19 protein-coding genes and 2 tRNA genes are annotated in these 18,018 nt (G+C 64.5%); 12 read left to right on the top strand and 9 right to left on the bottom strand.

The features are described 5' to 3' along the window. The first annotated feature begins 79 nt into the window (after positions 1 to 79). On the top strand, positions 80 to 706 hold the full coding sequence (locus C8J40_RS15320) for a fasciclin domain-containing protein (protein ID WP_243693416.1): 627 nt from the start codon (positions 80 to 82) through the stop codon (positions 704 to 706). Between the two features lie 137 nt (positions 707 to 843). Further along, positions 844 to 1,482 (top strand): fasciclin domain-containing protein, encoded by a 639-nt coding sequence (locus C8J40_RS15315; RefSeq protein WP_132897740.1) that lies wholly within the window; start codon positions 844 to 846, stop codon positions 1,480 to 1,482. Between the two features lie 108 nt (positions 1,483 to 1,590). Here the strand turns inward: C8J40_RS15315 and C8J40_RS15310 are convergent, their stop codons facing one another. Genes C8J40_RS15310 through pgsA form a run of 3 tightly spaced genes read right to left on the bottom strand, consistent with a single transcriptional unit; the run spans position 1,591 to position 2,848 of the window. Beyond that, entirely contained in the window at positions 1,591 to 2,040 is a 450-nt protein-coding gene (locus C8J40_RS15310) for a molybdenum cofactor biosynthesis protein MoaE (protein WP_132897739.1), read from the bottom strand. Continuing rightward, positions 2,037 to 2,294 (bottom strand): molybdopterin converting factor subunit 1, encoded by a 258-nt coding sequence (moaD, locus tag C8J40_RS15305; protein ID WP_132738967.1) that lies wholly within the window; start codon positions 2,292 to 2,294, stop codon positions 2,037 to 2,039. Before moaD ends, C8J40_RS15310 begins: the two co-directional genes overlap by 4 nt. Before the next feature lie 2 nt (positions 2,295 to 2,296). After that, a complete protein-coding gene (pgsA, locus tag C8J40_RS15300; protein WP_056057734.1) occupies positions 2,297 to 2,848 on the bottom strand; it encodes a CDP-diacylglycerol--glycerol-3-phosphate 3-phosphatidyltransferase in 552 nt (183 codons plus the stop codon). Between the two features lie 114 nt (positions 2,849 to 2,962). Between pgsA and C8J40_RS15295 the strand changes: the two genes are divergently transcribed. Continuing rightward, positions 2,963 to 4,288: an MFS transporter gene (locus tag C8J40_RS15295; protein ID WP_132897738.1), complete on the top strand. Its 1,326-nt coding sequence runs from the start codon at positions 2,963 to 2,965 to the stop codon at positions 4,286 to 4,288. Positions 4,289 to 4,391: 103 nt separating this feature from the next. Here the strand turns inward: C8J40_RS15295 and C8J40_RS20390 are convergent, their stop codons facing one another. Further along, a complete protein-coding gene (locus C8J40_RS20390) occupies positions 4,392 to 4,556 on the bottom strand; it encodes a hypothetical protein (protein WP_165911472.1) in 165 nt (54 codons plus the stop codon). Between the two features lie 194 nt (positions 4,557 to 4,750). On the opposite strand from C8J40_RS20390, the gene C8J40_RS15290 reads away from it, so the two are divergent. From C8J40_RS15290 to C8J40_RS15280, 3 genes are all read left to right on the top strand, one after another. After that, positions 4,751 to 5,869 (top strand): DUF47 family protein, encoded by a 1,119-nt coding sequence (locus tag C8J40_RS15290; RefSeq protein ID WP_132897737.1) that lies wholly within the window; start codon positions 4,751 to 4,753, stop codon positions 5,867 to 5,869. A 183-nt stretch (positions 5,870 to 6,052) separates the two neighbouring features. Further along, positions 6,053 to 7,051 (top strand): inorganic phosphate transporter, encoded by a 999-nt coding sequence (locus C8J40_RS15285; RefSeq protein WP_132897736.1) that lies wholly within the window; start codon positions 6,053 to 6,055, stop codon positions 7,049 to 7,051. A gap of 107 nt (positions 7,052 to 7,158) precedes the next feature. Next, positions 7,159 to 8,952: an autotransporter domain-containing protein gene (locus C8J40_RS15280; RefSeq protein WP_165911471.1), complete on the top strand. Its 1,794-nt coding sequence runs from the start codon at positions 7,159 to 7,161 to the stop codon at positions 8,950 to 8,952. A 146-nt stretch (positions 8,953 to 9,098) separates the two neighbouring features. On the opposite strand, the gene C8J40_RS15275 is transcribed toward C8J40_RS15280, so the two are convergent. Together C8J40_RS15275 and C8J40_RS15270 are read right to left on the bottom strand one after the other, a co-directional pair. Continuing rightward, positions 9,099 to 9,174 (bottom strand) — tRNA-Ala (locus C8J40_RS15275). An 82-nt stretch (positions 9,175 to 9,256) separates the two neighbouring features. Next, on the bottom strand, positions 9,257 to 9,583 hold the full coding sequence (locus C8J40_RS15270) for a TIGR02300 family protein (protein ID WP_031395784.1): 327 nt from the start codon (positions 9,581 to 9,583) through the stop codon (positions 9,257 to 9,259). Between the two features lie 99 nt (positions 9,584 to 9,682). Between C8J40_RS15270 and aroA the strand changes: the two genes are divergently transcribed. Then, complete coding sequence (gene aroA, locus C8J40_RS15265) at positions 9,683 to 11,017, top strand: 3-phosphoshikimate 1-carboxyvinyltransferase (protein ID WP_132897734.1); 1,335 nt, start codon at positions 9,683 to 9,685, stop codon at positions 11,015 to 11,017. A 1-nt stretch (position 11,018) separates the two neighbouring features. Beyond that, a complete protein-coding gene (gene cmk, locus C8J40_RS15260) occupies positions 11,019 to 11,657 on the top strand; it encodes a (d)CMP kinase (protein WP_056051420.1) in 639 nt (212 codons plus the stop codon). Between the two features lie 269 nt (positions 11,658 to 11,926). Here cmk and C8J40_RS15255 read toward each other — a convergent pair whose 3' ends face one another. Then, positions 11,927 to 12,184: a SemiSWEET family transporter gene (locus C8J40_RS15255; protein ID WP_056060411.1), complete on the bottom strand. Its 258-nt coding sequence runs from the start codon at positions 12,182 to 12,184 to the stop codon at positions 11,927 to 11,929. A gap of 275 nt (positions 12,185 to 12,459) precedes the next feature. Here C8J40_RS15255 and rpsA point away from each other — a divergent pair, with 275 nt between their 5' ends. The 4 genes from rpsA to C8J40_RS15235 all read left to right on the top strand — a co-directional run bounded on the left by rpsA (position 12,460) and on the right by C8J40_RS15235 (position 16,499). Next, the gene (gene rpsA, locus C8J40_RS15250; RefSeq protein WP_056060414.1) at positions 12,460 to 14,178 is read left to right on the top strand and encodes a 30S ribosomal protein S1; all 1,719 of its coding nucleotides are present in this window, start codon (positions 12,460 to 12,462) and stop codon (positions 14,176 to 14,178) included. 159 nt (positions 14,179 to 14,337) lie between these two features. Continuing rightward, positions 14,338 to 14,616, top strand: a complete 279-nt coding sequence (gene ihfB / locus C8J40_RS15245; protein ID WP_132738987.1) for an integration host factor subunit beta — start codon at positions 14,338 to 14,340, stop codon at positions 14,614 to 14,616. Positions 14,617 to 14,710: 94 nt separating this feature from the next. Continuing rightward, positions 14,711 to 14,794 (top strand) — tRNA-Leu (locus C8J40_RS15240). 94 nt (positions 14,795 to 14,888) lie between these two features. After that, positions 14,889 to 16,499, top strand: coding sequence for a recombinase XerD (locus tag C8J40_RS15235; RefSeq protein ID WP_132897733.1), 1,611 nt, complete (start codon positions 14,889 to 14,891; stop codon positions 16,497 to 16,499). A 10-nt stretch (positions 16,500 to 16,509) separates the two neighbouring features. Here the strand turns inward: C8J40_RS15235 and C8J40_RS15230 are convergent, their stop codons facing one another. Both C8J40_RS15230 and C8J40_RS15225 read right to left on the bottom strand, forming a co-directional pair. Continuing rightward, positions 16,510 to 17,358 (bottom strand): hypothetical protein, encoded by an 849-nt coding sequence (locus tag C8J40_RS15230; protein ID WP_132897732.1) that lies wholly within the window; start codon positions 17,356 to 17,358, stop codon positions 16,510 to 16,512. An 82-nt stretch (positions 17,359 to 17,440) separates the two neighbouring features. Further along, entirely contained in the window at positions 17,441 to 18,004 is a 564-nt protein-coding gene (locus tag C8J40_RS15225; protein ID WP_132897731.1) for a recombinase family protein, read from the bottom strand. Positions 18,005 to 18,018: the final 14 nt, after the last annotated feature.

Here is an 18,018-nt window from a genome sequence, read left to right as displayed (position 1 = left end):
GCTCGCCGTGAGATTGGCACGGATGCGCAACCAACTCGGCGTTCGATCGTATGTTTCGCGAGTTCCCGCTGGAGACCCGATGATGTCGAAGACGCTTCCGCTACTGCTGATGACGAGCGCGCTGGCGCTCGCTGCGTGCAGTGGCAAATCGAAGGACGACGTGGCCAGTCCGTCGACCAATCCCGCGCTGTCGGTCCCGAACGGCCCGCCTGCGGTTGCCAATCCGACCGTCGGCGGCGTGCCGATGATGGCCACGCGGACGATCGTCGACAACGCGTCCGCCGCCCCCAACCTGTCAACGCTGGTCGCCGCGGTAAAGGCCGCCGATCTGGTCGGCACGCTTTCGGGTCCGGGTCCCTTCACCGTGTTCGCGCCGACCAACGATGCGTTCGGCCGGCTCGCACCAGGCATGGTCGATACGTTGCTGAAGCCCGAGAACAAGGCTTCGCTGACGAAGGTTCTGACCTATCATGTCGTGTCGGGGGCGATCACCGCGGACGATCTGCGTCAGCGCATCGCGGCCGGCGGTGGCACGGCGACGCTGACCACCGTCGAGGGCGACCCGATCACCGCGACGCTGGTCGGCGCGGTGATCGCGCTGACCGACGTCAACGGTAACAAGAGCTATATCGAGACCGCAGACGTACGTCAGTCGAACGGCGTCGTGCACGTCGTCAACGGCGTAATCGTGCCGAAACTTAGCTGATCGGCATGATTGTCGGGCTCGGTTCGTCGCATCGATGGCGCGGCTGGTCCGCCAAAACATTGAAGACGAGCCGATCTCATACCTACTTTTTCCTTTCGAGTTTCTAATCGTCCCACCAATTGCATTTGGAGTCGCATATGACTGTTAAGACGAACCTTTTGATTGCCGCCGCATCGAGCATCATCCTCGCCGCCGGTGCGACCGCACAGACGACGACGCCTGCGGCGCCCGCAGCACCGGCGCAGACGGCGCCAGCCACTACCGCTACGCCGCAGGCAGCGCCTGCAACTGCGGCTTCGGCTGCACCGACGGCCGCGCCGACGACTACGATCGCCGCTGCGCTGCCGACGTTGCCGAACCGCGCGACGCTGACCAAGCTGGTGACCGCGGCAAAGTTGCAGACGACGCTTGCAGGCCCCGGTCCCTTCACCGTGTTCGCCCCGAGCGACGAGGCGTTCACCCGTCTGCCCGCCGGTGCGCTCGACACGCTGTTGAAGCCTGAGTCGGCACCGACGCTCGCGACGATCATCAAGTATCACGTCGTTGCCGGCGCAGTGACCTCGGACCAGTTGAAGGCGCAGATCACCGCTGGCGGTGGCAAGGCAACGCTGACCACGCTTGCGGGCCAGCCGCTGATCGCCTCGCTCGGGCCGAACGGCAACATCGAGCTGACCGACACCGCCGGGATCAAGGCGTATGTGGATACTGCCGACATCAAGGAGACGAACGGCGTCGTCCACCTGACCAACGGCATGAGCGTTCCGAAGCTCGGCTAAAAGATTGCGGGCCGCGACTTTCACAAAGGTCGTGGCCCGCATAGTGTTTTCCCGCGAAGGCGGGGACCCAGTCTGGGCTCCCGCCTTCGCGGGAGGACAACCTTTGGTTTAGGCCTCCGGCTTATCCCAGCGAACAGCAGCGGCATGATCGCCATCGCGAGCTTCGACCCAGCTAGCCGTTGCACCACGGGTCTCGCGCTTCCAGAACGGCGCATCGGTCTTTAGCCGATCGATCAGATACGCGCAGGCCTCCAGCGCCGCGCCGCGATGCGCCGTCGTCGCTGCAACGAACACGATCCGCTCCCCCGGATGCATCGGCCCGACCCGGTGCACAATGATCGCCGCACTCAGCTGCCAGCGTTCGATCGCGCCCTCGGCAACCTTCAGCAACGCCGCTTCGGTCGCACCGGGATAATGTTCGAGTTCGAGCGTACCGACGCCATCGTCCGCACGTACGAGGCCGGTGAACGTCGCCACCGCGCCGGCCCCTGCCGCCTCGGCGCGCGTCATTTCAGCCGCGATATCGATCGGCGACTGCTGGACCGAAATATGGATCATCCGCCGGTCACCGGTGGGAAGATCGCAATCTCCTGCGCCCGACCGATCGGCGTATCGAGCGAGACGAAGTCCTGATCGATCGCTGCGCGCAACCGCGAGCGGTTCTCGAACGCGCCCGCGTGTGCCTCGCTCGTTTCCGCCAACCAGTCGACCAGATCGGCCACCGTCACTACGCTCGCAGGCGGCTCGACCGACTCTTCGCCCGTGCCGATGCGCTCGCGCACCCAGGCGAAATACACCATCCGTACCGTCATTTTCAGTCCATGTGCTTCAAGCCGACGCGGAGATAATCCCACCCGGTCAGCAACGTAAGGACGGCCGCGCCCCACAGCGCGACGATGCCGACGGTATGCACCCAGACCATATCAGGCACCGCGCCACCAAGGATGATGCCGCCCAGCGACACGAGCTGCAGCGTCGTCTTCCACTTGGCGAGCTGCGACACGGGAACGGAGACCTGCACCTGCGCCAGGAACTCGCGCAGCCCCGACACCGCGATCTCACGCAGCAGGATGACCAGCGCGGCGATCACGTGGATGCCAGCGATATCGCGCGTGCCGACCAGGATCAGGATCACCGCGGCAACCATGATCTTGTCGGCGATCGGATCGAGGAAGATCCCCAGCCGCGACACTGCGCCGCTCGACCGCGCGAGGTAACCATCGAAATAATCGGTGATGCCCATCAGGCAATACAGCACGAAGGCGATGCCGTACCCCGCCTCCCAGTCGGGCCACCACAGGAACCAGACCAGCAGGGGCACCGCGACGATCCGCGACAATGTCAGGAGGTTAGGCAAGCTCAGCACCCACCACCTCTATACCGGTCGGTCGCGCGGCGAAACCGGTTTAAGCGTTGGCGTGAGCATAGCGCTGGGCTAAGGGTTTGGCGTATTTTCGCAACGATCTGGGCGATTTCTCGCATGCTCAATGCCCTCGGGTTGCTGAAGCAACGTCGCTTCCTGCCCCTGTTCACCACGCAGTTTCTCGGCGCGTTCAACGACAACCTGTTCAAGACTTCGATGGTCCTGTTCGCCACCTATGCGGTCTTCAACGACCCGAAGATGGAGGCGAACTTCAACGCGTTGGCGACGGGACTCGGCATCCTGCCGTTCTTCCTGCTGTCCGCGCTCGCCGGGCAATTGGCGGACAGTCACGACAAGGCGCGGATCATCCGGATCGTGAAGACGGTCGAGATCGGCATCATGTTGCTCGGCGCGACCGGGCTGATGGTTGCGCGCTTCGGACATCCGTCGCTGGGAATCGGACTGATGCTCGGCGCGGTACTGTGCCTCGGCGTGCATTCGACGTTCTTCGGGCCGATCAAATACGCGATCCTGCCGCAGCATCTGAAACCGTGCGATGTGCTCGGTGGCACGGGCCTTGTCGAGGCCGGGACGTATCTTGCGATCCTGCTCGGCACAGTGACCGCAGGCTGGATACCGATAGAAGGCGCCGCTGCCAGCGTGTTAATCGTCGCAGTTATCGGCTGGTTCTCCGGGCGTCAGGTGCCCCCCGCACCCCGTGAAGGCCCGCCGCTCAAGCTCGACTACAACCCGTTCACCGCGTCGTGGCGGTTGATCAGCGCGACGCTGCACATCCCGCGGCTGTTCCTGGCGATCGTCGCGATCAGCTTCTTCTGGACGATCGGCGCGGTTCTGATCATCGTCTTCCCGCCCCTGGTGAAGAACGTGCTGACCGCCGACGAGCGGGTCGCTAGCTTCGTCATTGCGGTGTTCTCGGTCGGAGTCGCGATCGGGTCGGTCGTGATCAACTCGATGCTGCGAGGGCGGATCTCGGCGAAGTTCTCGCCGGCATCGGTGATCGCGATGGGCGGCTTCGTCGTGCTGTTCTCGTTCCTGGCGCGGAACTGGACGCCTGCACCGGCGGGGCAATATTACGACTGGGCGGGCTTCATTCATCAGCCGGGCGCGATCCCCGTGCTCGCGACGCTGCTAGCAATCGCGATCACCGGCGGAATGTTCGTCGTGCCGCTCTATGCGTTCCTGACGACGACCGTCGAGAAGGACCAGACTGCGCGGACCGTCGCGGCGAACAATGTCGTCAATTCGGGCGCGATGACGATCGGTTCGATTCTGGTGATCGGCATTACCGCGATGGGCGTGACGCCGGAGGACATGCTGTTCCTGGTCGCGGCGATGTGCCTGGTCTCGGCTTGGCTGGCGCAGAAGCTGCACCGCGCGTGTGACGACGATGCCGTCGGGTGCTTGCCGACGTTGAGGGGATAACCTCACACCCAAATCCGTTCGCCCTGAGCGAAGTCGAAGGGTGAGTCCCGAAGGCAGGTGCTTCGACTGCGCTCAGCACGAACGGAAAAGCGGGGGCGTACGCCTAGAAAATGAAGCTGTAGAAGCACGTAAAGAATGCCGCAAAGCTCAGCAGGAACAGCTTCACGTCCTGATCGTCGTTCTTCGCGCTAGCGATTACCGGCGGCGGCAACGAACGGCGCAGCGGATGGCGGGCGGCTTCGTTAGTGAGGACTAGGCGTCTGGTCATGATGGAAACGTTAACGCGGCGTTTACTATTTCGACCAGCGGCAAAAATGGTTAAATATGCGCCGTCCAGGAATGGGACGGAATTGCGGCCATCCTAACGCAGATCAGCGCTTGTGCAGGACGCTGTCCTTACCGGTTTCGTGCGTATAAGCTTCGGACTTTCCCCGCGATTCTGCGGGTGCGAGGACCCAGACCATCGAGCAGATCGGCGCACTTCCCTATGTGATCGACGAAGCTGGCCACGCCCGCGTGATGCTGATCACCTCGCGCGACACCGGCCGCTGGGTGATCCCCAAGGGCAACCCCATTGTAGGCCTCGCCAGCCACGAGGCCGCCGCGCAGGAGGCCTATGAGGAAGCCGGCATCCGCGGCATCCCCTGCCCCTCGCCCGTGGGACAATTCGCCTATCGCAAACGCCGTCGCACGGGCCGTTACCGCGACATGATCGTCACCGTGTTTCCGCTCGCGTTCGTCGAGCAGGTCGACGACTGGCCGGAGCGTCATCAACGCGACACACGCTGGTTTACGCTTGATCGCGCGGCAGACGCTGTCAATGAGCCCGGCCTGAAGGCGCTGATCGCTGCCTTCCGCGAGCCGCCGATCCCGGCGTCGCTCGCGCAACGTATTTTACCCGTCGTACGCACGAGTGCGAAAAGGAGAATTCCGATGCTGGGCTGGTTCCAGTCGCTGATGCCGAAGCAGGGACGGTTCTTCGAACTGTTCGACGCGCATGCCGCGACTCTGGTCGCCGGTGCCGATGCGCTTGCACGGCTGCTCCACGGCGAAGGCTCGATCGAGGGTCAGATCGCCGAGATCGTCAAGCGCGAGCACGAGGCCGACGATATCACGCGCGAGGTGTTGCAGGACGTCCGCCGCGTGTTCGTGACGCCGTTCGACCGCAGCGCGATCACGGATTTGATCGGCGTGATGGACGACGCGATCGACCAGATGAACGGCACCGCCAACGCGATCGCGCTGTACGAAGTCACCGAGTTCTCGCCGCAGATGCGCGACATGGCCGGCATCATCGTCGAGGCCGCTCGGATTACCGCAGAGGCGATTCCGCTGCTGCGGTCGCTCGGCACTAACGCGGGGCGGTTGCACGACCTGACAGCGCGGCTGATCCAGATCGAGGGGCATGCCGACGACATCCACGACACGGGCCTGCGCGCGCTGTTCCAGGCGTCGAAGATCAGTGCGGACCCGATGACCTTCATCATCAACCGCGAGATCTACAGCAGCCTGGAAAAGATCGTCGATCGCTTCGAGGATGTGGCGAACGAGATTCAGGGGCTGGTCATCGACCATGCTTGAGGGGCAGTCATCGATAGGTGCCCCACCCCGGCGAAGGCCGGGGCCCAGTTGGGGGACGGCGATAACTGAGGACGGTGCGCTGTTACTGCGACCTCTCCAACTGGGCCCCGGCCTTCGCCGGGGTGGTGGCTTGGTTGGGCGGGCGGCAGTGGGCATCATGCCCACGTCGCAGAGCGCAATCGCATGATCCTCTCCCTCCCCCTCCTCATCGGCCTCATCGGCATCGCGCTGCTGTTCGACTTCCTGAACGGCCTGCATGACGCGGCGAACTCGATCGCCACCGTCGTCTCCACGCGCGTCCTGAAACCGCAATATGCCGTCCTATGGGCGGCGTTCTTCAACTTCATAGCGTTCGCGGTGTTCGGCCTCCATGTCGCGCAGACCGTCGGTACCGGGATCGTCCAAGCGCACGTGATCGACGCGCAGGTGATTTTCGCCGCGCTGATGGGCGCGATCGCGTGGAACGTCATTACCTGGGTGCTCGGCATCCCGTCGAGCAGCAGCCACGCATTGATCGGCGGGCTGCTCGGCTCGGGTATCGCCAAGATCGGTTTCGGCGCGATCGTCTGGAGCGGCGTCATCAAGACCGTCCTAGCGATCTTCGCCTCGCCCGCGATCGGCCTGATGCTCGCGCTCGTGCTCGTCCTGATCGTCGCCTGGACCAGCCTCAAGCTCACCCCGCTCGGCGTCGACAAGCGCTTCCGCAAGCTCCAGCTGATCTCCGCCGCGCTCTACTCGCTCGGCCACGGCGGCAACGACGCACAGAAGACGATGGGGATCATCGCCGTGCTGCTCTATTCTCAGGGCCTGCTCGGCGGCGAGTTTCACGTGCCGCTCTGGGTCGTGCTATCCTGCCAGGCGGCAATGGCGCTCGGCACGCTGTCGGGTGGCTGGCGGATCGTCCACACGATGGGCTCGAAGATCACGCGGCTGACACCGGCACAAGGGTTCTGCGCGGAGACCGGCGGCGCGATCACGTTGTTCGCCGCGACCTTCTGGGGCATCCCGGTATCGTCGACGCACACCATCACCGGCTCGATCGTCGGCGTGGGTGCGGCGCGGCGCCTGTCCGCGGTCCGCTGGAACGTGGCCAGCAACATCGTCGTCGCCTGGACGCTGACACTCCCAGCCGCCGGATTGATCGGTGCAGGCACCTATCTGCTGGTCGGGCTGTTCGTCTGAACGGCCCGCCACCCCTAAGCGACAGTCTATTGACGCAGCCGTAACCGGCTCCGACACTCCCGGTCGAGCGAAGGACAATGATCCCTCGCCGCCAGGGAGAGGACATCATGAAGACGACCTATACGGCGTTGCTGGTCGGGACTGCGCTGAGTTTCGCGACTCCGGGACAGGCACAGACCGCCAGCCCGACCAGCGTCGCGGCGAGCGAGACCTATAACCGCATGATAGTGTTCGGCGACAGCCTCGCCGACGGCGGCTATTATCTGACGCTCGATCCAACCCTGCCGCGCGATGCGGGCAGCTTCACCACCAACCCGGACCCAGTCTCGCCCGAAGTCCTCGCGGCGCGACTCGGCTTCCCGCTCGATCCGGTCTACGGCAAGGGCGGGACCAATTACGCGGTCGGCGGCGCACGCGTCACGGCGGCCAATGGATTTTCCATCCCGGTCACGACCCAGATCAGCAACTTCCTCGCCGCCGGCGGCACGTTCGGGCCGCGCGATCTCGTCTACATCCAGGGCGGCGGGAACGACTATTTCGCGTTCCAGGCGGCGGGCAGCACCAACACCGCGATCCTGACGACGGCGGCAACCCAGCTTGCCGCGCAGGTCAGCCGGCTCCAGACGGCGGGCGCCACGCGGATCGTCACGCTCGCGGTCCAAACCGGCGGCGCGGCCGGGCTCCAGCTGTTCAACCGGACCTATGCCGCGGCTTTGGCGGCGGCGAACGTCAACGCGCTGTATTTCGATACCGACCGGCTGTTCGGCGAACTCGTCGCGAGTCCAGCGACCTATGGCTACACCAACATCACCGGCGTCGCCTGTACCGTGCCGTCGTCGCTCGCCTGCACGCGCGCGACGCTCGTCTCGCCCAACGCCAACGAGACCTATATCTTGGCCGATAGCGTCCACCCGTCGGGCAAGACGCAGCGCATCCAGGGGCAGGCAGTGGCCAGCCTCGTCCAGGCCCCCGACCAGATCGCCGGGCTCGGCTATGCCGCACAAGCGATGTTCCGCGGCCAGCGCGACCTGTTCGAAGGCGCCGAGCGCGGCGGCGCGCAGCGTAGCGGCCATGCGCTGTCGCTGTTCGGCAGTGCGGGCTATCATTATTACGCGAGCGGCACTTCCGCCCAGCGCGTCGGGATCACCGAGCGCGGCTTCAGCGGTACCGCGGGTGCCGACCTCGCGATCGGCGACGCGTCGGGAGTCGGCGCAGCTGGCGGCTATTCGGACGGCACCGGCGACTTCAAGGCCGGCGCGGGCACCTACAAGCCACGCGCCTGGTCGGTCAGCGGCTACGCGCGCGGCGAACTCGGCCCGGTGCGCCTGCTTGCGGACGGGACGTACGGCGAGATCGACTATCGCTACATTCGCCGCACCGTCCAGCTTGGCCCGGCGATCCGCTCGCACGAAGGCGAAACCGACGGCACCTATGTCGCCGGCCGCGTCACCGCCGCGTTCGATCTGATCACGCTCGGCGGCGTGGCGTTCGGCCCCGACCTCGCTGCGCAGTACGACCGGGTCCGGATCGCCGGCTATGTGGAGACCGGCGGGCTCTCGACCGCGGCGGCATTCGGCAAGCAGGAGATGAAAAGCCTGACCGGCCGGTTCGGCGCGGTGGTCCGGACCGTCCCGGGCGAGCTGGTGCGGTTCTTCGCCCGCGCCGGCTACGAGCGCGAGTTCGACGACGATCCGCGGACGCTGACGCTGACCCCGACGGGTGCGCCGATCAGCTTCACGAGCACGGTGGAACGCGCCGATCGCAGCTATATGAGCTACGCGATGGGTGTGGACGGCAACGTCGCAGGGCAGTTGTCGCTCCGCGCTGGTGTCGCCGGCTACGCGTTGCGCGACGACCGCGACAGCGTCTCGGCGTTCGCAGGGCTATCCGCCGCGTTCTAGCTGCGTGGCGACGGTGTTCGGGATGTGGAGGCGCCGCGTCCCGAACACCGTTCGAGGCGGGCTGAGGCAACAGGCCAACCTCGTTTCCGTCAGACCTGATCGCGCTATCTGGGACAACGGTCCAATCGACCGGTCATCAACGGAAATGGTGGAGCCGAGGGGGATCGAACCCCTGACCTTTCGCATGCCATGCGAACGCTCTCCCAGCTGAGCTACGGCCCCATTCCCGTTGGGAGGCGGGTCACTAACCGGACCCGCCCGGGTTGGCAAGCGGCGTAAATGCCGCCTGCCAAATTTATTGCGCTTAACGCTCGTGCTCGTCCTGCGGCGTCTCGACGCCGAGGTCGTCGTCGCCGCCGAGATCGACTTCGTCGTCCGCCGACGGCTCTTCGTCCTCGCCGGTGATCGAGGCGATGTCCTCTTCCTCGTCACCCTCGAGATCCGCGTCGGGCTTCTTGGTGTCGGGCTTGGCGACTTCGAACGGCAGCGGCTGCTTCGACTTCAGGATGGGCTCGGGCTCCCACGCATACCCGCATTCGATGCAGGTCACGGGGTCGGCTTTTTCGAGGTCGTAGAAACGCGTCGCGCATTTCGGGCACGAACGCTTCGTGCCCCATTCCGGCTTGATCATGCCGATAGAACCTTTCGGATGAATGGATTGCAGGGGGATACCCTCGCAAAGTGGGCGCGCCTTGCCATAGCGCAAGGCCACTGTCAAAAGCCCGGCCCCATGGCACACCCCCTCCCCACTTCGATGGACGTCGTCGCGCGCGGTCCTTTGATCGGTTCGATCGCAGTCCCCGGCGACAAGTCGATCAGCCACCGCGCCTTGATGTTCGCAAGCCTCGCGGTCGGCACCAGCCGGATCGAAGGGCTGCTGGAGGGCGAGGACGTGCTCGCTACGGCCGCAGCGATGCGCGCGATGGGCGCGACGATCGAGCGCGGCGAGGACGGCATCTGGACGGTGGACGGGGTCGGCGTTGGTGGGCTGCTTCAGCCCGAGACGGCGCTGGAGATGGGCAATTCTGGCACGTCGACGCGGTTGCTGATGGGCCTCGTGTCGAGCCATCCGATCACGTGCACGTTTACCGGCGACGCGTCGCTGTCGGGTCGACCGATGGGGCGGGTGATCGAGCCGCTGTCGCAGATGGGGGCGGACATCACGTCTTCGCCGGGCGGGCGGCTTCCGTTGATGGTGCGCGGGATCTGCCCGGCGGTGCCGATCGAATACACGCTGCCGGTCGCGTCGGCACAGGTGAAGTCGGCGATCCTGCTGGCCGGACTCAACACGCCGGGGATCACGCGGGTGATCGAGCCGGTCGCGACGCGCGACCATAGCGAGCGGATGCTGACCGGGTTCGGCGCGAAGCTGACCGTCGAGGAGACGAACCAGGGCCGCATCATCTCGATTACGGGCGAAGCGGATTTGAAGCCGCAGGATATCGTCGTGCCGGGCGATCCTTCGTCGTCGGCGTTCTGGCTAGTCGCGGCGTCGATCGTGCCCGGGTCGGATATCGTCGTCCGCAACGTCGGGCTGAACCCGACGCGGATCGGGATCGTCACGGCGTTGCGGATGATGGGCGCGGATATTACCGAGCTCGACCCGCGCACCGTCGGTGGCGAGCCGGTCGCCGACCTGCGGGTGCGGCATGCTCCGCTGGCCGCGATCGAGGTGCCGGCCGATCTCGCGCCGAGCATGATCGATGAATATCCGGTGTTGTTCGTCGCCGCCGCCTTTGCGGCCGGCACGACGATCGCGCGCGGCGCACACGAGTTGCGGGTCAAGGAATCGGACCGGATCACGACGATGCGGATCGCGCTCGAAGCGTGCGGGGTTCCTTGCGAGGAGTTCGAAGACGGCATGGCGATCACCGGGTCTGGCGGCGCGGCGATTCGCGGTGGCGCTCGGATCGCCTCGAAACTCGACCACCGCATCGCAATGAGCATGGTCGTGGCTGGACTTGCCGCCCGCGAGCCCGTCACGATCGATGATGTATCGCCGGTGGCGACGAGCTATCCCGTGTTCTTCCGGTCGCTCGATGCGCTTACCGGCCGGGGGAATTAAGATGATCATCGCAGTCGACGGTCCGGCGGCATCGGGCAAGGGCACGATCGCGCGTGCCTTGGCCAAGCATTACAAGCTGCCGTATCTCGATACCGGGCTGTTGTATCGGGCCGTGGCGTTGAGCGTGGCGCGGATGGGGCTCGATCCGGAGACGGAAGCCGACGCGGTCGCGGCGTGCGATTTCAGCGATGCGCTGTTGAGCGATCCGGCGTTGCGCGACGACGATATCGGCGCGCTGGCGTCCGTTGTGTCGGCGCATCCGCTGGTCCGCGCGGCGCTGCTGCACCGGCAGAAGCGGTTCGCGGCGCAGGAGGGTGGCGCGATTTTGGATGGGCGCGACATCGGGACGGTGATCGCGCCGGATGCGGATGCGAAGCTGTTCGTGAAGGCTACGCCGAATATTCGGGCGCAGCGGCGGCATGCGGAGTTGCAGGCTCGGGGCGGGACTGCGAGCAAGGATCGGGTGTTGGCGGATATTCGGGCTCGGGATGCTCGGGATAGCGGGCGGTCTACCGCGCCGTTGGTGATGGCGGCGGATGCTGCTTTGCTGGATACTAGTTTTTTGTCGATCGAGGCTTCGGTGCAAAGGGCGGTGGCGCTGGTGGAGGCGCAGCGGGCGAAGAAGGCCGCTTCGGTTTAAGCCTTCCCTCCATTCCTGTTGGCCCCACCCCGGCGAAGGCCGGGGCCCAGTTGGGGGACGTTGCTAACTGAGGGCAGCGCTAATTTACTGCAACCTTTCCAACTGGGCCCCGGCCTTCGCCGGGGTGGTTGCCCCGGGGGGTGACGTAAACTTGTTTCCCCGCGAAGGCGGGGACCCAGACTGGGCTCCCGCCTTCGCGGGAGAACAAGGAAGCGGGGGTTGCCGCCCGTTATAATCCCCGTCGCCTACAGCTCCGTCACCCCCCTGCCCTAAAGCGCAGTAACCAGCGCGACCGCCCCGAACACCACCCCCGGCGCATTCGCCACGACGATCGGCCAGTCCCGCTTGTCCTTCAGAAACCCATACCCGACCCACAGCGCGCAATTCACCATCGTCGCGAACGGCTGGACCACCGATCCCTTCTGACCTGCAAGGTTCAGCATGATCTGGTCGATGTACGACAGGTACATCACGATCGCCGTCACGGTGGCGACCCAGCCCAGCACGAGAATGCCGCGTTCGTTCAAATCTTCGCTCCTGTTGTGAGCGCCCCCTAACGAAGCAGCAGTGAACTTGCTCCGAGACGGGGTTTCGGCTATACGGAACCGTCCGGCGAGCGATGCTCGTGGAGGAAGGCGCGGAGACCCTCGAGTCTCACGCGCCGTTTTCGCATTCAGCGTCTACGTCCTCCGCGCCTCGTGCCGTCCGGATGCTGCGCCGGCGTTCGGTCGTCGCGGCAACGAAGGCCAAGACCAGCGGACCCAACCGCTTGGCCGGAAACAGACTAGGATTACTGAATTCTATGGCAACCCAGGTAATGCCGACCCGCGACGATTTCGCGGCGATGCTGAACGAAACGCTCGGCGACGCCGACAGCTTCGAGGGCCGCGTGGTGCATGGCACCGTGACCGGCATCGAGAACGACATGGCCGTCATCGACGTCGGTCTGAAGTCGGAAGGCCGCGTGCCGCTTCGCGAATTCGCAGCGCCGGGCCAGAAGGCTGACCTCAAGGTCGGCGACGAAGTCGAAGTCTATGTCGACCGCGTCGAGAACGTCCACGGCGAAGCGATGCTCAGCCGCGATCGCGCCCGTCGCGAAGCCGCATGGGACAAGCTGGAAACCGAATTCTCCAAGACGACCCGCGTCGAAGGCGTGATCTTCGGCCGCGTGAAGGGTGGCTTCACCGTCGACCTGAACGGCGCCGTCGCGTTCCTGCCGGGTTCGCAGGTCGATATCCGCCCCGTGCGCGATGTCACCCCGCTGATGGATATCCCCCAGCCGTTCCAGATCCTGAAGATGGACCGCAAGCGCGGCAACATCGTCGTGTCGCGTCGTGCCGTTCTCGAAGAGACGCGCGCAGAGCAGCGTTCGGGCCTGATCCTCAGCCTGGCCGAGGGCCAGATCATCGACGGCGTCGTCAAGAACATCACCGATTACGGTGCGTTCGTTGATCTCGGCGGCATCGATGGCCTGCTCCACGTCACCGATCTCAGCTACAAGCGCGTCGGTCACCCGAGCGAAGTCCTGAACATCGGCGACACCGTCAAGGTGCAGATCATCCGCATCAACAAGGACACCCAGCGCATCAGCCTCGGCATGAAGCAGCTGGAGAGCGATCCCTGGGATGGCGCGATGGTCAAGTACCCGGTCGGCGCGAAGCTCACCGGCCGCGTCACGAACATCACCGAATATGGTGCGTTCGTCGAGCTGGAAGCGGGCATCGAAGGCCTCGTCCACGTGTCGGAAATGTCCTGGACCAAGAAGAACGTCCATCCGGGCAAGATCGTGTCGACCTCGCAGGAAGTCGACGTCATGGTCCTCGAAGTCGATTCCGAGAAGCGTCGCATCTCGCTCGGCCTCAAGCAGGCTCAGGCCAATCCCTGGGAGGCCTTCGCTGCCGCTCATCCGATCGGTTCGACCGTCGAAGGCGAAGTCAAGAACGCGACCGAGTTCGGCCTGTTCATCGGCCTCGACAACGACGTCGATGGCATGGTCCACATGTCCGACATCGCATGGGGTGTTTCGGGCGAGGACGCGCTCAACCTGCATCGCAAGGGTGAGACCGTCGAGGCCGTCGTGCTCGACATCGACGCCGAGAAGGAGCGTATCTCGCTCGGCATGAAGCAGCTCGAGCGCGGCGGGCCATCGGCCGGCGGCATCGCAGCAGCAGGCGACAAGCTGAACAAGAACGCGATCGTTACCGTGACCGTTCTCGAAGTCCGCGACGCGGGTCTCGAAGTGCAGCAGGGCGACGATGGTGCGACCGGCTTCATCAAGCGCACGGATCTGGGTCGCGATCGCGACGAGCAGCGTCCGGAGCGTTTCCAGGTCGGCCAGAAGTTCGACGCGATGGTCACCGGCTTCGATCGTTCGAAGAAGCCGACCTTCTCGATCAAGGCTATGCAGATCTCGGAAGAGAAGCAGGCTGTTGCGCAGTACGGTTCGTCGGATTCCGGCGCGACCCTCGGCAACATCCTGGGCGAGGCTCTCAAGGCTCGCACGGACGCCGAGAAGAAGTAAGTCTCACGACTTAACGATAAATTGGCCCGGCATGTCTCGTACATGCCGGGCTTTTTATTGACTATCTCACTTTGGTTTTGACTACGCTCAGATTAGTGCTAACGCTTCGCAAGTTGACTTACATCAATTAGCGGAACTGCCATATGAGCGGGAAAACGAATGATTCGATCTGAACTGGTCCTCAAGATCGCCGAGGCGCATCCGGACCTGCAACCGAACGAAGTCGAGCTTATCGTCAGCACGTTTTTTGACGAGATTTCGAAACGCCTTGCAGCGGACGGACGGGTCGAGCTGCGCGGTTTCGGTGCGTTTTCAACGCGCGCCCGCGATGCCCGAACCGGCCGAAATCCGCGTACCGGCGAAGTCGTCGAGGTCGATGCGAAACGCGTTCCGTATTTCAAGCCGGGCAAGGAAATGCGCGCACGCCTGAACGTGTGACCCCGCATAAATTTCAGGATCTGGCGCCGATCGGCCGTGTTTGTCCCTGCGATGGGTTGACCCGGCGGACGGCGTCGTCTTGTTGGGGGCGTGTGCGGACGTGGCGAAACCGGTAGACGCAGGAGACTTAAAATCTCCCTCCCTAGGAATGCGGGTTCGAGTCCCGCCGTCCGCACCAACCTACCTCTAAGGGCCTGAAAACCCTCAGAAATGGCAGATTTCCGTGGCTTTCGGCCCCCACCAGGGACAAGGTGGAGGTACAAAGAGCGCCAATGGGTATCATCGTGAAACATATCCAAGTTCACAAAAAAACCGGCCGATTGATCTATCTCAGGGCCTACCCGGCCAGCTTGATCCCGTTCGTCCCAGCCGGACCTACGGGAAAGCCTCCGGCTGTCTTGAAGCTCTCTATGGGCACCAAGGACCCCGACTCGGCCCAGTTCGGTACGGCGTTCGCTGAGGCAACAGCGCGGTATGACACGATCGTCGCCAAGGCCCGGAAGGCCGCTGCCGGGACTTACGATGACCTCGACACTCCCCGAGTCGCCTACCTGGGGAAGGTGTTCGAGATTGAGTGGCTGGAGCGTGAAGGCCTGGAGCGATGGGAACAAGGCCCCGAGTGGGCGCAGCGTGTCCGCAACGGCTGGGAAGAGTGCCTGCCCGACTTCATCGAATGGCGGGGTGACGGCGACTCCGAGGCGATCGAAGCCTACTGGAGCAAGCACGCCCGGACCCTCCTGAGCGAACAGGACCTAGTGGTCGACCCAAAGGACGCGGAAGGGTTCAATAGGCTGTGCCGGGAATTGAACGACGCCGCTATCCGTGTGGGCCCTCTCGCCCTGGCGCAGCTCTCCGGACAAGCGGTGGAGCTTCCGGCCCGGCCCGCCGCACCTGAGGTGGCGGCTGGGGCCATCCGGTCCTCTCGGGTCCCCATGCTAGAGACATTCGACGAATACGCGGAAGAGTCGCAAATCAGTCCGACAACGGCAAAGGACTGGAGGCCCTGCGTCGCCCACCTAGTCACCTTCCTGGGGCACGATGACGCCGCCAAGTTGACGCGACAGAACCTCCTGGACTGGCGCAATACTCTCCTAAAGGAGACGACCAGACGGGGCGGACTCCGGCATCCGAAGACTGTACGCGGCAAGTACATCGGATCGGTCAAAGCCATGCTGTCCTGGGCGGTGGACAACAATAAGCTGAAGGACAATGTCGCCGCTGGCCTGCCTGTCAGCATCCCGGCCACCGAACAGTTACGCGAACGCTACTTCACGTCCGACGAGGCCTTGGCGATCCTGAGGGCCAGCCTGATCCCGCCGGCCAATAAGTTGACCAAGGGACACGCGTTGGCCCGCCGATGGATACCGTGGCTGTGTGCCTACAGCGGGGCCCGTGTAAACGAGTTTTCCCAGCTCCGGGCAGAGGATGTCAAAAAGGTCGACGGCCATTGGATGATGGACATCACACCTAGCGCCGGAACGGTGAAGAACCGCAAGGCCCGCCTTGTCCCGATCCATCCGCATCTGATTGACCAAGGGTTCCTTGCGGTTGTGGAGGCGCAGGGGAGCGGCCCCATCTTCTATGATCCAAGCCGCCAACGCGTTGAGGGACCGGCTAATCGCCACGTTGCCAAGGTAGGCGAGCGCTTGGGCGAATGGGTCCGAAAGGTCGTGGGGATCGACGATGAGGGCATCGCGCCCAACCACGCATGGCGCCACCTCTTTAAGTCCGCGACCTACGACGCCGGTATTGAGGAGCGCATGGCCGACGCGATCCAGGGACACGCGCCGACCACGCAAGGCAGGAAGTATGGCTCGCCGTCCCCGCAGGCCCGCGCAGAGGCTATCGAGAAGATACCACGGTTCCCGGTGGACGGCGTGTAGCGGGGCCCCTTCAGTCCTCTCCGTCGTCCTCGCTCTCGGCGGCCTGGGCAAGCTGCATCTGCAAGACGATCCCCGGCTCGTAAGCCTCCAGCGCCGCCGCTAGTTGTGAGGCTGTGGGGTGGGTTTCCATGACCGGGGCGAGCTTCCGCGCCAGTATACGCGCCCGCTTTTCGTCCCAATCGCTGGCCGTGCCCCCCGTCTCATCTTCGTGGTTCTTCAGCGCTGATTGCGCGTGCCTCCACCCCAGTCGCTCCAGCTCAGGCTCCCGGACCCCATACTCCCGGAGCTTCTTGACCACCCGCCGCATGTTTCCGACCGTCGATGTAGCGACATCGCATTGGTTAGACGTCTCCGACTTGGACAGCGCCGCGCCGGAATGGACAGTCATTCTCCAGGCTGCGTCTGCCTTGTCTTCGGCGCTCATCGAGAGGCGGTTTTTACCGTTATCGGCCAAACTCAGTCCAATGGCCCAGGCGATCCGCTCGTCCCCCACGGTGTCGGAATGTACCGGCTGGACCGGGATCGGCTTATCCCAGCGGGCGGCCCGATAGGAGGCCAGCCGATGATGGCCGTCCACCAGGAACCACTCCGACCCAAAGGACACGATCGTTACAGGGTCGAGTGCCGCCCCGCGCTTTAAGACTTGGCCCAGCCGTGCCACGTGGCCTTCGCTGCGGCCGGGAGCATACGCGATGCTATCGAAGCGGGGCTGGAAGAGCGCGGTGGCTTCGTGGATATCGTCGAGGTACAGCCGGTCCGGCGTGTCCGTGCGGTGTACCGTGGCCTTCTCTAGCTGCTGCCTCGTCCACGTCCGGGCTGATCTATTCGGGACTTCAACTCCGCCCGACCGCACTACCAAAACCGCTCTCCCTGCACATAATGCCTATACAGTATGTACACCTCAGGCCCTTGGGTGTCGAGCCGTCCCCGCCGACCCGTGGTCACGCCCCCGCCTCCTCAGCGACTCCAAGGACCCGGTAGACGCTCGCACGTCCAATTCCCAGGCGCCGGGCAATCTCCGCCGGACCGACGCCCTCAGCCTTCATCTGGCGGACCTGGGCGACGTCCACAGAGGGCTTGCGGCCCTTGTAGACCCCTGCGGCCTTCGCCTTCGCAATGCCCTCCATCTGGCGCTCCCGGCGCAACGCCGTCTCGAACTGAGCAAAGACCCCAAGCATCTGAAGGAACGCCGTGCCTGCGGGCGTGGAGGTGTCGATCGGTTGCTCCGTGGCCCGGAGGTACGCCCCACGGGTCTTCAGCGTCTCGACCAGCTCCTCCAGGTCCTTCACAGACCGCGACAGGCGATCAATCCGCGTGACCATCAACGTGTCCCCAGCCTGAAGGAAGGCGAGGATCGTATCCAGCTCACTCCGCCCGACCAGCGACGTGCCGCTCCGCTTCTCCGACCGGATCATGGTGCACCCTGCCGCCTGGAGGGCCTGCTCCTGGATCGTGCAGTCCTGATCGTCCGAGGATGCCCGTGCGTAACCGATGATGCTTGCCATGTCCCTTACTCGTC

Source organism: Sphingomonas sp. PP-CC-3A-396, from assembly GCF_004343105.1.
Classification (GTDB): domain Bacteria; phylum Pseudomonadota; class Alphaproteobacteria; order Sphingomonadales; family Sphingomonadaceae; genus Sphingomonas.
This window is presented reverse-complemented; position numbering and strand designations above follow the sequence as displayed.